Source organism: Pseudomonas sp. G3-39 (genome assembly GCF_054790485.1).
In genome coordinates, this window is sequence record NZ_CP186497.1 from 4,705,665 (window position 1) to 4,720,176 (window position 14,512).

The following is a 14,512-nucleotide window of genomic DNA, read 5'->3' on the forward strand; positions in this document are numbered from 1 at the left end:
TGTGTGGTGGTTGACCCAAGGCAACTGTGATGAAATGCGACCCCAATCTCTATCGCGCAGCGCCGCCATCACTTGCCGTGAAGCCCCGTCTGATTCGCCATCTGTTCCTGCCGCCGCTGATCATCATCCTGATGATCGGACTGGGTTACATCGGCTTCTGGACCAGTGAACATTTCGGCATCCGCAGCCTCAGCGAAAACGGCCAGCGTCAGCTCGAACTGCACGCGCGCACCGTCGAAAGCGAGATCAGCAAGTACACCTACCTGCCCAGCCTGCTGGAACTGGAAACCAGTGTCCCGCAACTGCTGGCCGACCCGACTCCGGAACACCGGCAGACGGTCAATGCTTACCTTGAAGGCCTGAACCGGCGCAGCCGCAGTCGGGCTATCTACGTGATGGACACTACCGGCCGCGTCATGGCCACCAGCAACTGGCGCGACGTCGACAGTTACCTCGGCGAAGACCTGTCCTTTCGCGCCTATTTCCAGAACGCCGTGCGCGGCGAACCCGGACGTTTCTACGGCATCGGCAGCACCAGCGGCGAGCCCGGTTACTACCTGGCCCACGGCCTGGAAGAACACGGCAAGATCATCGGCGTCGCCGTGGTCAAGGTGCGCCTCGAAGCGCTGGAAGAACGCTGGCAACGCGCCCGCCTGGAAGCCTTCGTCAGCGACGAGAACGGCATCATCATTCTTTCCAGCGATCCGGCGCGGCGCCTGAAATCGGTGGTGCCGCTGAGCGATGAAACCAAAGAGAAGCTCGCGCGCAGCCTGCAGTACTACTGGTTCCCGCTCAACGAACTGCAACCGCTGGCCCGCGAAACCCTGGCCGACGGAGTGGAGAAACTGACCTTCCCGGCCAACAGCGAACTGAGCGCCGATGACGACAGCATCAGCTATCTGGCGCAGACCCGGCCGCTGAGCGACACACCATGGAATTTCACCCTGCTCACACCGTTGCAGGACTTGCGTCGTGAAGCGATCAATCAGGGAATCCTGGTGGCGGTGGCCTTCGCCCTGGTGGCGTTCCTGCTGATCGCCTGGAACGAGCGGCGCAAGGTCATCGCCACCCGCCTCGCCGCCCGCGAAGCCCTGCAGGAAGCCAACAATCAACTGGAGCGTCGGATTACCGAACGCACCGGCGATCTGCGCGCCAGCAACGAACGGCTCAAGAGCCAGATCCGCGAACGGCGCCAGGCCGAAGAGACCTTGCGCCGCGCTCAGGACGAACTGGTGCAGGCCGGCAAACTCGCGGCCATCGGCCAGATGTCGACCAGCATCGCCCACGAACTGAACCAGCCGCTGGCGGCGATGCGCACCCTGTCCGGCAACACCATTCGTTTTCTGGAACGCGGCCAGCTCGACGTCGCCAGCACCAACCTCAAGACCATCAACGACCTGATCGACCGCATGGGCCGGATCACCGCCAGCCTGCGCTCGTTCGCCCGCCGTGGTGACGACAAAGGCCAGGCCAGTCTCGGCAAAGCGGTGGACGCGGCCCTGCAACTGCTCGGCGCGCGGGTCGAGGGCATGGCGCTGCAACTGCACCGGCAGTTCAGCGACGTGCAGGTGCAGATCGACCAGACCCGCCTCGAACAGATTCTGGTCAACCTGATCGGCAACGCCCTCGACGCCATGCAGACGCAACCTTCACCGCAGCTGTGGCTGGAAGGCGAAGAGTTCAACGGCAAATATCGCCTGCGGGTGCGCGACAACGGCCACGGTGTCGACGCCGAAGCACGCAAGCATCTGTTCGAGCCGTTCTTCACCACCAAACCCGGCGAACAGGGTCTGGGCCTCGGCCTGACCCTCTCCGCCAGCCTCGCTGCCGCCACCGGCGGACACTTGGGTGTCGAACACCCGGTCAGCGGTGGCACCACCTTCGTCCTCAGTTTACCGTTGGTAAGCCCTACTCCTGCCGAGCCAATATGAACCACGACCTTAGTGTGCTGATCGTCGAAGACGACCCCCATGTGCTGCTCGGCTGCCAGCAGGCGCTGACCCTGGAAGACATTCCCTGCATCGGCGTCGGCAGTGCCGAAGAAGCGCTGGAGCGGGTCGGCGACAACTTTGCCGGGATCGTCATCAGCGACATTCGCTTGCCCGGCATCGATGGCCTGGAACTGCTGACCCGCCTCAAGGCACGCGACCGCAGTCTGCCGGTGGTGCTGATCACCGGTCATGGCGATATCTCCATGGCGGTCGGCGCGATGCAGAAAGGCGCCTACGATTTCATGGAGAAACCGTTCTCGCCGGAACGTCTGGTGGATGTCGCCCGCCGCGCACTGGAGCAACGCAGCCTCGCCCGCGAAGTCTCCTCGCTGCGTCGGCAACTGGCCGAACGCGATTCCCTCGAAGGCCGGATCATCGGGCGCTCGCCAGCCATGCAGAACCTGCGCGAACTGATCGCCAACGTCGCCGACACCTCGGCCAACGTATTGATCGAAGGCGAGACCGGCACCGGCAAGGAACTGGTCGCCCGTTGCCTGCACGACTTCAGTCGTCGGCATGCCAAGCAGTTCGTCGCGCTGAACTGCGGCGGCCTGCCGGAAAACCTCTTCGAAAGCGAGATCTTCGGCCACGAGGCCAACGCCTTCACCGGTGCCGGCAAACGGCGCATCGGCAAGATCGAACATGCCGACGGCGGCACGCTGTTCCTCGACGAAGTGGAAAGCATGCCCCTGCCCTTGCAGATCAAATTGCTGCGGGTGTTGCAGGAACGCACCCTCGAGCGCCTCGGTTCGAACCAGAGCGTAGCGGTGGATTGTCGGGTGATTGCCGCGACCAAATCCGACCTCGACGACGCGAGCAAGGCCGGCGAGTTTCGCAGCGACTTGTACTACCGCCTCAACGTGGTGACGCTGGAACTGCCACCGCTGCGCGAACGTCGCGAAGACATTCTGCAACTGTTCGAACACTTCACCCAGCAGTCGGCGCTGCGTTTCGACCGGGTGTTGCCCGAGCTGGACAACCAGACCCTGTCGAACCTGATGAGCCACGACTGGCCGGGCAACGTGCGTGAGTTGCGTAACGTCGCCGAGCGCTTTGCCCTCGGCCTGCCGGCGTTCAAGAAGTCCGGCGCCAGCAGCGGCGGTCAGGGGCTGGCGTTCGCCGAAGCGGTGGAAGCCTTCGAGCGCAACCTGCTCAATGACGCCTTGCAACGCAGTGGCGGCAACCTGACCCAGGCCAGTCAAGAACTGGGCATGGCCAAGACCACGCTGTTCGACAAAGTGAAAAAGTACGGGTTGAGCCACTGATGGATCTGATACTCAAAGCGGCACTCGGCGCGGCGGTGGTGGTGATCCTCGCCGCGCTGTCGAAGACCAAAAACTACTACATCGCCGGACTGGTGCCGCTGTTTCCGACCTTCGCCCTGATCGCCCACTACATCGTCGGCAAAGGTCGTTCGATCGACGATCTGAAGGCGACGATTGTGTTCGGCATGTGGTCGATCATTCCGTACTTTATCTATCTGACGACGCTGTACGTGCTGGTGGACCGCATGCGCCTGGAGGCTTCACTGGCGGTGGCGGTGGTCGCGTGGCTGATCGCGGCGACCGTGCTGGTCACGGTCTGGGTGCGCCTGCACAGCTGATCACAGCATTGGCTTCACTCAGGATCTGCCGGCTCGCCCCGGATACACCTGCCTACTCTTTGAGTGACAGTGATGGCCTCTTCGCGAGCAAGCCCGCTCCCACATTCGGAATACGGTTCCCCTTGTGGGAGCGGGCTTGCTCGCGAAGAGGCCCGAGTCAACACCGCCAAAACCTCAGCTACAGCAGGTTGCCGCTTGCCACCGGTTCGATCTGCGCCCAGTGCGACGTGTCTTCACGATGCGCCTGCAAATACGGCAACACCGCCGCCAGCAAGGGCGCCTTGAACGCCTCCTGAAAGCGATGAGCCAGCCCCGGAATCAGCTTCAACTGACTGCCACGAATGTGCGCCGCCAGATGCACGCCGTGCATCACCGGCAACAGCGGATCGGCCGTGCCGTGCACCACCAGGGTCGGCACGCGCAGTTGATTGAGCAAGGCCACCCGGCTCGGCTCGGCAAGTATCGCCATGATCTGCCGTTTCACACCTTCAGGGTTGAACGCCCGGTCGTAGGCCACCGCCGCCTGATGCAGCAACGCCTGCCGGTCATCCGTGACCGACGGGCTGCCGAGCGCTGCCAGCAGATCGGCCTGCTGTTCCAGCGCCACCTCGCGATTCGGCGCGCCGCGCCGCGCCAGCAGTTGCACCAGCGCCGTACTCGGTGCCGGCAAACCTTCGGCACCGGAACTGGTCATGATCAGCGTCAGACTCTCTACCCGCTGCGGTGCCATCGCCGCCAGATGCTGGGCGATCATCCCGCCCATGCTCGCGCCCAATACGTGAAACTGGTCGATGTGCAGCGCGTCCATCAAGCCCAGCGCATCGTCGGCCATGTCCGTCAGCGAGTACGGCGCCGACACCGGCAAGCCGAGCTTGTAGCGCAGCACTTCAAAGGTCAGGTTGGCCTCGACCGGGGCCTGCCGCCAGGTCGACAGGCCGACATCGCGGTTGTCATAGCGGATCACCCGAAAACCCTGCTGACACAGCGCAACCACCACTTCGTCCGGCCAATGGATCAACTGACCACCCAGGCCCATGACCAGCAACAGCGCCGGATCCGAGGCACGGCCGATGCTCTGGTACGCCAGGCTCACCTGTGCCAGATCGACCCGTTCAGTCGGTACATTGACGTCGCAACGCGAAGCCGCCATCGACGGCAGGCCGAACAACAGCGCGGCCAACAGAAAAAATAAACGCATGAAGAAACACCGAAACGCAGAACCCCAGTAGAGCGCGAGTCTGATGAAGTTTGTTCAAGCGCGCTGCCACAGTTGCGTGACAGTTTGATGAAGATTGCCGAGCGGTCATCCTGCACAGCGTTCCGACGTCCGACACGATCTTCTACGCCAACGCGATGAAGGCAACGAATCAGGCCGGAGCGGTCTGTACATCCTCTGAAACAAAACCACTACCCAGCGATAACCATGTACCGCATGGGGCTGTGAGAGCGCGCCTCTAATAGGCACGAAGGCCGGGATTGCCCGGTCTGCATGCCCTCTGGAGCCTTGTCGCATGTCCCACGCACTGCCCTCTGCAACGGCCGACTTCGGCCTTGATCAACGATTACAGCAATACGTCGATCAAACGCTTTACCTGTTGGCGACGGCTCGTTTGAACGACTGTCACCAGCAATGGCTGGATCTCCTGGCCCACCATCCCCAACAACCCGAAAACGCCTGGTGGGATGTCCGCGCGCCCGGCACTGCGCTGTCGCGGCGCGAGCATGCCCTGAGCCTCTATCACCGGCATTTCGAGGCCGCGCTTCATTGGGCGGGGGCCGAAGGCAGGCTCGACGCCACACAACGACAGAGGCTGTCGCAGCTCCTCCCCCCTTCGAACAAGGTCGCGGCGGACCTGCGGGTCGCGCAACCGGTACTCAACCGCGTCGATAACAGCCGCCTGCGTGTGTACGGCACGTTGCTGATCAAGCTGGAGGAAACGCTGCTGCTTTATCTGCCCACGCACTCGCAACCGTTGATCCGTTTCGAACAGCAGACCGCGCTGGAACGCTGGCTGATTGACCAGCAGCCGGATCCGTTACGCATCACCTCGCTGGACTTCATCGAGTTCGGTAGCGATCCACTCACACGCGCAATTGAACCACTGCTGTCCACATCGGCAAGCAGCGGTGCCAGTTGGGCCGCGCTCGACAAATTTTTCCCGGTCGCGCCCACCCTGCCGGAGAGTGCCGGGCAAACCGTCGATGAAGTTGCGCCCTTCGGTTTGCTGGTTGCCGATATTCCCCTGGACGCGCGCCGGCAGACGCTGGCGCTTGAACAACGTGCGCTCGACCGCTTGTTTGGCGACGCCGAGCTGAACAGCCCGCAACGTCAGCAACTGGCGCAACGATTCGACGCTTTGAGCGAGGCGCAGCAAGCCAGTCATGACGCGGCATCCGCCCTGCTCGACAGCCACCATCCGCTGACGATGCTCGAACTGCGCCAGGCCAGCAACCAGCACTACCACGCCCTGCTTCAGGCCCGTATCGCAGGGCTGCGCGCCGAGGTCGAACTGCAAAGGGCGCTGGATCATCTGACCGTCGAGGAGCATCGGCGAATCATCGCGATGCTGGACGCACCGGGGCGCCATCTGCCGACAGCGGACGGGGTTATCGCCCGCCTATCGATGGCGGCGGCAGATCAGAACATGACCGCCGTCGAGGAGCTGCATGGCGTACTGATCATAGCGACGACCGCCGCACTGGAGCCTGACTCGAGCGACAGCCTGCTGGTTTACTGGCCGGGCGAGTTCGGCGGGCTGCAACGTTTTACTTCACGTACAGCGCTGGCACAGGACCTGTTCAAACATTCGCCGAACGACGGCGGGCTGACCCTGCACCTGACGCCGCTCACGGGGGACCCTCTGGCCTGGTCCCTTGATCGACAGCTCTATCAATGCGAACAACAGGCCGCGCAGATCCTGCGTGACAACCCGCTGCCCGGCCGTGCCGACCAACGCCGGGCCGAGATGGAAAAGCTGCGCGAACAACACCTGCCACGCTTGACCGTAGCGGTCGCGCAGGCCCGTGAACGGGCATTTACCGAACGTCAGGCGCAAGATCGCAGCGCGGCGCTGGCCGGCAACCTGCCTGCATGGTTTGAAAAGCTGGACGACGCGCCACGTGCACAGATCAAAACGCTGATCAGCCAGTACCTCGGCGCCATGCAACGCGCTCATGCGTTGCTCGAACGGGAATTACCGCCGCGTCAGGCCTTCGCCGAACAACGCATCGACGCCCGCTTGCGCGCAGACTTCGCGCTCAAACAAAGCGCGAGCGTGAGCCTCGACCTGCCCGACTCGACCTTCTGGCAAAAAACCGTGATGGAAGGCGCCGCGCCTGGCACACCGCAACGCAATATCCTGACCGCGAGCGACAAGCGCGGCGACCTCACCCTTGAACAACTGGCACAGGAAAACATCGATCAGGAGGTGCAGTGGCGCCTGTCCTTCATGCGGGCCAGGATCCGCGCCGAGAACCCCACTGATCGACAGCGCCTCGAAGCCGGGATCACCCCGGCCTATTTGCGCAATCTGGTAACAGAGCTGGATCTGCCCGGACGTTACGAAGAACTGATTCGCCAGGCATTTTTCGGCGCGCCGCGAGAACCGGCGTTTCAGCAGGCCTGGCGCCGTGAATGCCTGAGCGAACCGTGGCGACTGATGCTCAGGTTGCAAGGTGAGTTCGCCCAGCTGCAACGGCACATCGACAGTGCCGGCCATGCCGTGCTGAAGGTCGCCATCGAGGCGACTACACCTCAGGCGTATGCCGTGAATGGACAACGCATCGCGCTGCTGCCGGTGCACCTGACCGTCGGAGGAGAGGACACCGCGCATCAAGGACCGAGCACGCTCGCGGGTGTCACATTGATTGTCGAGCAAACCAGTGGCCTGACGCTGCTGTACCTGCCCGACAGCCCCGACGCGATCCTCCTGCGTCAATACGAAACGCTGGAACAGGCGCGGGTGGATCTGTTCAGGCGTTGTGTGGACAGCAAAATGGTCAGCTACCTGGCCGGACGCGCCGTGAGCGGCGATTTTGCCAGCCATGTCAGCCGGATCAACCAGGCCCAACTGCGCAATTTCGATGCGCTGATCGGCGTCGGGATGGCCTGGCCGGCGACCACATCGTTGGCCATTCATTTATTGAACGTGCACATGGGCCGGTTGCTGGAGGCCCATCGCAGCAGTTCACGTTCCAACGATGCGTTGTATCTCGAACGCTGTGCACTGAAGTCCGGGGCGTTGTTCAACTATCTGAAAATGGCTATCGGCATGTTGCCGTTCGTGGGCGCGGCCGTGGCCCTGTATGACGCCTGGAACAGTGCCAATCTGGCGGTCGCGGCGTTCTTGCGCGGCGAGCTCGGACATGGTCTGGCGGAGGTGGAAGCGGTGCTGCTGTCGCTGATCGACGCGGCAATGGATGTGCTTCCCGGAACAGTTTCGGCACCCGCAGCCGCTCGTCTGGCCAGCCGCCAGCGGCAACGCGCGGCACTGGGCAGATCCGCCGCGATGTCGACGTCCTGGCAATGGACCAGGCAGACGCTCGAGCGTTTCAAGGGTTACGAGTACGAATACGAAATTTCCCTCGCCGGCCTGCACCCGGCCACCCACGGGGTCTATCGCAACGTCTACCGCCACGCCGATGGCGACTTCATTGTTCGTCAGGGCCGCATCTATCAGGTTCAGCTCAGCGATGCGCCGCGTGGCTGGAGGCTTTATGGCTCACGGATGCGCAGCTACAAACAACCGATCGCCCTCGACGAAAATGGCCAGTGGAACACCCACTACGCGGTGTACGGCACCGTTATGGACGGTGGCGGTGCTGGCGGCGGCGCGGTGCTCGGACATCTGGCCGACGGCATGGACCCGCTCTGGCCCGCGCCAATTCGCCAGTGGTTGCCGCGCTGGTGGACCGATCGGCAACTGCGCAGGCAATTGACCCTGACCAACACCGCCGACGCCTACACCCGGCGCCTTGATACCCAGACACGCGCTTCCAACCAGTTGCTGGAGAACTACCAGAAACTCGACGTTGTCCAGCGCAAACCACTACAGGCAGCGCTCGACACAGCGTGCCTGAATGACATCGACCTCGCGATTGCCCAATACGACAACCTTACCGAACTGTTGCCCCTGAGCCATGGCCGCAAGCGTCTGCAGATCGAAGACATCCGCAGCCGCTGTGCCTGGATCGTGGTCGACCGCGCTGTGCAGCGCGTTACCTTGGCCCGCAATCGCTTGCTGGAGCACCTGAACCGGATCGATGCACTGGTTGCCGAATCCGATGCCACCCCCTTCGACAATACAGCGGCCCATATAAACCTCATGGCCCGGCGCAAGCAGGTACGCAAGGATTTCCTCAAGGAGTTCGATCAACTGCACGTAATCACCGAGCAGGCCAACCTGTGGAACAACCGCATAAGCAATCGTGCACAGAAAGTCCTGATGGCGAAAGACATGACCGCGCTCAACCGCAACCTTGGCGATAACACGCACCACTACCTGAGAACTGCACATCTGCTGGAAATCATTACCCACTACGATGCGGTCAGCGACCTGTCCTGGATGTATTTTCATACTCAGCTCAGAGACGCCCGGGTCAAGGTCGGGCGCGCGCTGCTGACCCAGCATCACCTGCCAGAAGTCAGCGCCAGCCTGGTCGAGCGCAAACAGGTGATCGAGGATTGCCTGCAGATCTATGCCGGTTTCCGTCGTCAGCTCAACGCCTGGACGCTGGGTTATGCGCAGCATCTGGATCTGGAACAGGTCGGGCCATTCCTCGATGGCCTGACCAAGGTCGAAGCACACGCGCGGCACTCGATCAAACAGCGTCCGCCGATCAAACCGCGAGAGCCGGGCGGCAGGCAACTGTTCGAAACCGAGGACAACCAGTTGCTGATCGGTACCGAAAGCATTGACCCCGGCACCCGGGAAAAACGCTTCACCGTCGAAGGCATCGACGGTTTCCGCGAAACCTGGCTACAGCGCTCCAGCGGTAAATACCATCTGCCAGCCCAACCCGCGCAAGCCGCTGCACCACTGCCTACCGATGTTCAGCCGTTGCTGGCCGAGGCGCGAAAACGTCTCGCGGCGGTTACGGCCTACAGCAACCGGGTTCAGGCCTACGCTCCCCAGGACATGCTGCCGGTGGATCTGGAACACATGCTCGTCAGCGAAGCGACCGAGCTGAGCACCCGCGCACAGACCATCGAGCAATTGTCACCGGTTGAACCAGTGGTGCGGCAACTGCGCGACACGGCCGCTGAACTGCGGCGTACCGGCCGCACGCTGCGCATCGATCAGTCACTGCGCAGCAAGATGCCTACCGAAGGCTATCTGGATTATTTGCTGCAACAGCAGGTGGTGGAGATTCGCAAGGAAGGATCGCTGCGGGCACTGGGCAAACGCGCTGACGGGCGCAAGGATTTCCTTCAGGAATACCAGGTGCGCGACCTCACCAGCACGCCGCCGCGCACGCTGTGGTATGCGCACTTTCACTACACCTCGGACAAGGTGCCGTTCGCCGACTTCGTCAAAGCCCATCTGAAATTGCCGGAGCAACGCAATCTCGGCCTGCAATGGCAGCAGGCCCAGGCCGCCGGCGGTGCGCAGGTCGAGGCGATCTGGCGTGGCGATATCGGCAAACCGCTGGGCATTCGGCATTTCGCAGATCTCTAAGGAAAAAAACAGCGGGGCACTGGCTGTGCCCCGCTGCTTGAGCGGTCGACAGCATCGTCAACATGAGACAAACTCACTGTTTTCGTCCTGATCACAAATTTTCCTCATGGGGCCAGCAGTGCTTGAAATCCGTCATCTGAAAACCCTGCACGCCCTGCGCGAGGCTGACAGCCTGGTCGATGCCGCCGACCGCCTGCACCTGACCCAATCGGCGCTGTCGCACCAGTTCAAGGAACTGGAGGAGCGCCTGGGCATGCCGTTGTTCGTGCGCAAGACCAAACCGGTGCGTTTCACCAGCGCCGGCTTGCGCCTGCTGCAACTGGCTGACGCGACCCTGCCGCTGCTGCGCGCTGCCGAACGCGACATCAGTCGTCTGGCCGGGGGTACCGCCGGGCGTTTGCACATGGCGATCGAATGCCACAGCTGTTTCCAGTGGCTGATGCCGACCATCGACCAGTTCCGCGACGCCTGGCCGGAAGTCGAACTCGACCTCGCCTCGGGCTTCGCCTTCGCCCCGCTTCCGGCGCTGGCCCGCGGCGATCTGGATCTGGTGGTGACCTCCGATCCGCTGGACATCGCCGGCATCACTTACGTGCCGCTGTTCACCTACGAAGCGATGCTCGCGGTGGCCAACCAGCACCCGCTGGCGAGCAAACCGTACATCGTCCCCGAAGACCTGCTGACTGAAACCCTGATCACCTACCCGGTAGAACGCGATCGGCTGGACATCTTCACCCGCTTCCTCGAACCGGCCGACATCGAACCGGCGCAAGTGCGCACCTCGGAGCTGTCGGTGATGATGATGCAACTGGTCGCCAGCGGCCGTGGCGTCTGCGGCATGCCGCACTGGGCGCTGCACGAATACAGCTCACGCGGCTACGTAAAGGCCAAGCGCCTGGGTGAGAAAGGTCTGTTTGCCACGCTGTACGCGGCGATCCGTGCGGACATGCTCGATGCGCCTTACATGCGCGATTTCCTGCTGACCGCCAAGGACACATCATTCTCGACGCTGGATGGGGTCAGCGCGGTTCGTTGAATTGCATATGCCAGCAACCCTGTGGGAGCGGGCTTGCTCGCGAATGCGGTGTCTCAGTCACAGGGATATCAACTGACCGATTGCCTTCGCGAGCAAGCCCGCTCCCACAAGGGCTCAGTGAGAAATCAGAGTTGTCGCCACATGTGAATCTTGTCGAAGTAGTCTTCGCCGACCCGTACCGCCAGCGGCTCCAGTCCGAACTGGATGAAGCCGCAGCGCTGGTACAGCTTGAACGCGGCGTCGTTGCCAGCGGTGACGGTCAGTTGGATCAGTTTCAGTGCCGGATGGGTGTGCGCTTCGGCGATGGCAGCCTGCACCAATTCATAGCCCAGACCGTGCTGGCGAAAATCAGCTGATACGTACATGCCGAACAGGGTCGACTTGTGCCGGGCCTTTTCCCGAGGTTCGAACGCCAGGCCGACGATGCCCACCAGCCGACCGTCTTCGAACGCGCCGAACACCGCGTCGAGCTTGCTGGTCAGCCGCGCTTCCCACCAGCTCAGCGGCATCACCGCGCGCTCGCGCACGCTGGAGGTGAACGCCTGCGGATGCCGGTCGTAGGCTTCGAGCATAAGCTCGCGGTAAGCCAGCGCATGACTGGCGTCGAGGCGTTCGATCCACATGCTCAGGCCGTCCTGCGTTGTTCAAGCATCAGGCGCACCGCCAGACCGGCGAGTACAAAACCCATGAAGTAACGCTGTAGCGCCAGCCACGTCGGGTTGCGCACGAACCAAGAAGCGATGCCTGCCGCGAACAGCGCGATCAGCAGATTGACGCTGAAACTGACGCTGATCTGGGTCAGACCAAGAATGATGCTCTGGGTAAATACCGAACCGTGTTCAGGGCTGATGAATTGCGGAAACACCGAGAGATAGAACACGGCGATTTTCGGGTTCAGTGCGCTGGTAAGAAAGCCCATGGTGATCAGTTTGCGTGACGAGTCCGCCGGCAGTTGCTGCGCTTCGAACGGCGAGCGCGCACCGGGTCTGACCGCTTGCCAGGCCAGCCACAGCAGGTACAGGGCACCGGCCCACTTCAGCACTTCATAAGCCATCGGCACCGCCAGAAACACCGCGCTCAAACCCGCCGCTGCAGCAAACATGTGCACGAAAAATCCCGCGACCACCCCGAGTAACGAGGTGACCCCGGCCTTGCGCCCCTGACAGATCGAACGCGAGATCAGGTAGATCATGTTCGGCCCCGGCGTCAGTACCATCAACAGCGCGGCGGCGGCGAAGATCAGCAAGTCTGGAAGCGGGATCATGGTGGGCGTCCTGTGCGTGGAGGATCAGGCGATCGCGGTCAGTGAGCTGCGATAAAACGGCAGGATCAGGTCGCGTGTCAATGGCGCCAGAATCACAGCAGGATCAGTCGCGGGATCGATCCAGATCACTTCCTCGATTTCGGCAGCGGGCATCACATCGGCGTCGATCGTCAGCTGAAAAATCTCCGCTTGCACCACATACCCCGGCTCGTTGGCGGCCGGTGCCGAGAACTGGCCAAGGAAGCAGGCCTGGGCCGGGTCGATCTGCAGGCCCAGCTCTTCTTCCAGCTCGCGGGCCAGCGCGTGCACCGGCAACTCATGCGCTTCGATCTTGCCGCCCGGTTGCATGAACGCCGTGGTGCCGCGCTTGCGCACCAGCAGGGTCTGGCCTTCGGCGTTGAGCAGCAGCGCAGCGGCGATACGGATGAGGTTTGGAGCGACAACGGATGCAGAGGTCATGGGTCAGCCACCGGCCTGGAAAAACCGCAAGGATCCCATGCCCGGCCTGATTCAGTCACCTCACAGGTCACTCCCCCTGAGCCTTGAGTGCGGTGTCATCCTCCTCGGGCACCTTGACGAAAATCCTGTATTTGCCGCCCTCCATGGCTTCGAAGGCAATCAGCTTTTCCACCAGCAGTGCGCTGAGCACCTTGCCGGCGTTGAGCAGCAGCATGCCGTTATCGGCATTGAGATTACGCGCCAGAATCATTCCCGCCGCCAGGTCCCGGGTGGTCAGCGCCTTGACCGCCGGGTCGGCCAGGGTGACGTCGCCCAGAAATGCCGCGCACACCTGAACGAAATCCTCGACCAGCTCAGGATCGTACAAACGCCCGGCGTACTGCCGCAGGTACAGCAGCGCTTCGTCGCTGTTCAAATGCCGTTCGAGGATCAGGCCGCGTTGCAGTTCGACGAAATCCACTGCCAGTTTCAGCAACCGCGACCCCAACGGAATCGCCTCACCCTTGAGCCGATCAGGAAACCCGCTGCCGTCCCAGCGCTCCTGGTGATGCAGGATCAGGCGCGCCGCGTCCTTCATCGGGTCCAGCGTCATCAACAGCGATTCGCTCTGCTTGGGGTAGCTGCGATAACGCTCGCGATCGGTATGGCGCAGCAAGTCCGAAGGCGTGGTCATCATGCCGTCGCTCCAGCTCAGCTTGCCGATGTTGTACAGCGCGGCGGCCATGGTCAGATCGCGGCTGGTGGCCTCGTCCAGAGCGTGCTGTTTGCAGTAGCTGCGCACCAGTTCGATGATCTGCCGGTTGGTCTGCTTGGCAGGTGGCAGACGCAGATTGGCCAGCAGCGAGAACACTTCGGTGCCGGTGACGTAGCTGTGTTTGAGCTCTTCGTAGGCCAGATCGAGCATGTCGGCGGTCTGCTGCAACTCGGCGGTACGCGCCGCGACGTGCTTTTCCAACGTGCTGTTGAGCAACTTGAGCTGGTCGTTCTGCACCCGGGTCAGGCGCTCCAGACGTTGGCGCTCCTGCTCGGAATGCTGATGTTCGAGGGCCTGGCGCAGGATCAGCAGCAACTCCTCGTCATTCCACGGTTTGCTGATGTAGCGGTGAATCTGCCCGTCGTTGATCGCCTTGATGATTGCCGAGGGGTCGGCATAACCGGTGAGCATGATGCGCACGGTCGCCGGATAGCGTTGGCGGACATGCGCCAGTAACGAGGCGCCATCCATGTTCGGCATACGCGCATCACTCATCACCAGGTCCACGGGCTGCTGCTCCAGCATCTCCAGCGCCTGGGCACCGCTGGTCGCCAACAGGACGTCATAGGGTTGGCCCCGCAGCAGGCGGCGCAGGCTGTTGAGGATCGATTCCTCATCATCGACCAGCAACACCTTGGGTCGATGTACCGGCAACGGGGCAGATTGCTCTTCCATGGCTTGGCCTCAAGAAACAGGGTTAACGACACATCGACCGACCGCCTCACTGG

The 14,512-nt window shown here is 62.3% G+C and carries 10 protein-coding genes; 5 read left to right on the forward strand and 5 right to left on the reverse strand.

The features are described from left to right. The first annotated feature begins 29 nt into the window (after positions 1-29). The 3 genes from aauS to ACOYXG_RS21180 are packed head-to-tail and all read left to right on the forward strand — an operon-like array spanning position 30 to position 3,594. Positions 30-1,931 (forward strand): two-component sensor histidine kinase AauS, encoded by a 1,902-nt coding sequence (gene aauS, locus ACOYXG_RS21170; protein ID WP_460353806.1) that lies wholly within the window; start codon positions 30-32, stop codon positions 1,929-1,931. Then, the gene (gene aauR / locus ACOYXG_RS21175; RefSeq protein ID WP_139054272.1) at positions 1,928-3,256 is read left to right on the forward strand and encodes a two-component response regulator AauR; all 1,329 of its coding nucleotides are present in this window, start codon (positions 1,928-1,930) and stop codon (positions 3,254-3,256) included. Before aauS ends, aauR begins: the two co-directional genes overlap by 4 nt. Positions 3,257-3,264: 8 nt before the next feature. Beyond that, a complete protein-coding gene (locus ACOYXG_RS21180; RefSeq protein ID WP_177408932.1) occupies positions 3,265-3,594 on the forward strand; it encodes a GlpM family protein in 330 nt (109 codons plus the stop codon). Between the two features lie 178 nt (positions 3,595-3,772). Here ACOYXG_RS21180 and ACOYXG_RS21185 read toward each other — a convergent pair whose 3' ends face one another. Further along, on the reverse strand, positions 3,773-4,792 hold the full coding sequence (locus ACOYXG_RS21185; protein WP_460353808.1) for an alpha/beta fold hydrolase: 1,020 nt from the start codon (positions 4,790-4,792) through the stop codon (positions 3,773-3,775). A gap of 313 nt (positions 4,793-5,105) precedes the next feature. Between ACOYXG_RS21185 and ACOYXG_RS21190 the strand changes: the two genes are divergently transcribed. Together ACOYXG_RS21190 and metR are read left to right on the forward strand one after the other, a co-directional pair. Next, the gene (locus tag ACOYXG_RS21190; RefSeq protein WP_460353810.1) at positions 5,106-10,271 is read left to right on the forward strand and encodes a dermonecrotic toxin domain-containing protein; all 5,166 of its coding nucleotides are present in this window, start codon (positions 5,106-5,108) and stop codon (positions 10,269-10,271) included. Between the two features lie 118 nt (positions 10,272-10,389). Beyond that, entirely contained in the window at positions 10,390-11,307 is a 918-nt protein-coding gene (gene metR, locus ACOYXG_RS21195) for a transcriptional regulator MetR (RefSeq protein WP_007968856.1), read from the forward strand. Between the two features lie 125 nt (positions 11,308-11,432). Here metR and ACOYXG_RS21200 read toward each other — a convergent pair whose 3' ends face one another. The 4 genes from ACOYXG_RS21200 to ACOYXG_RS21215 form a co-directional block, all read right to left on the reverse strand. Continuing rightward, positions 11,433-11,930, reverse strand: a complete 498-nt coding sequence (locus ACOYXG_RS21200; RefSeq protein ID WP_460353813.1) for a GNAT family N-acetyltransferase — start codon at positions 11,928-11,930, stop codon at positions 11,433-11,435. A gap of 2 nt (positions 11,931-11,932) precedes the next feature. Continuing rightward, complete coding sequence (locus ACOYXG_RS21205) at positions 11,933-12,571, reverse strand: LysE family translocator (RefSeq protein ID WP_460353815.1); 639 nt, start codon at positions 12,569-12,571, stop codon at positions 11,933-11,935. Between the two features lie 24 nt (positions 12,572-12,595). Beyond that, a complete protein-coding gene (locus tag ACOYXG_RS21210) occupies positions 12,596-13,030 on the reverse strand; it encodes an NUDIX hydrolase (protein ID WP_460353817.1) in 435 nt (144 codons plus the stop codon). Positions 13,031-13,097: 67 nt separating this feature from the next. Beyond that, positions 13,098-14,459, reverse strand: a complete 1,362-nt coding sequence (locus ACOYXG_RS21215) for an HD domain-containing phosphohydrolase (protein ID WP_460353820.1) — start codon at positions 14,457-14,459, stop codon at positions 13,098-13,100. Positions 14,460-14,512: the final 53 nt, after the last annotated feature.

Coding starts and splice junctions, on each gene's coding strand:
- ACOYXG_RS21215 (WP_460353820.1), bottom strand. CDS start 14,459: ATGGAAGAGCAATCTGCCCCGTTGCCGGTACATCGACCCAAGGTGTTG.
- aauS (WP_460353806.1), top strand. CDS start 30: ATGAAATGCGACCCCAATCTCTATCGCGCAGCGCCGCCATCACTTGCC.
- ACOYXG_RS21205 (WP_460353815.1), bottom strand. CDS start 12,571: ATGATCCCGCTTCCAGACTTGCTGATCTTCGCCGCCGCCGCGCTGTTG.
- ACOYXG_RS21185 (WP_460353808.1), bottom strand. CDS start 4,792: ATGCGTTTATTTTTTCTGTTGGCCGCGCTGTTGTTCGGCCTGCCGTCG.
- ACOYXG_RS21210 (WP_460353817.1), bottom strand. CDS start 13,030: ATGACCTCTGCATCCGTTGTCGCTCCAAACCTCATCCGTATCGCCGCT.
- ACOYXG_RS21200 (WP_460353813.1), bottom strand. CDS start 11,930: ATGTGGATCGAACGCCTCGACGCCAGTCATGCGCTGGCTTACCGCGAG.
- ACOYXG_RS21190 (WP_460353810.1), top strand. CDS start 5,106: ATGTCCCACGCACTGCCCTCTGCAACGGCCGACTTCGGCCTTGATCAA.
- aauR (WP_139054272.1), top strand. CDS start 1,928: ATGAACCACGACCTTAGTGTGCTGATCGTCGAAGACGACCCCCATGTG.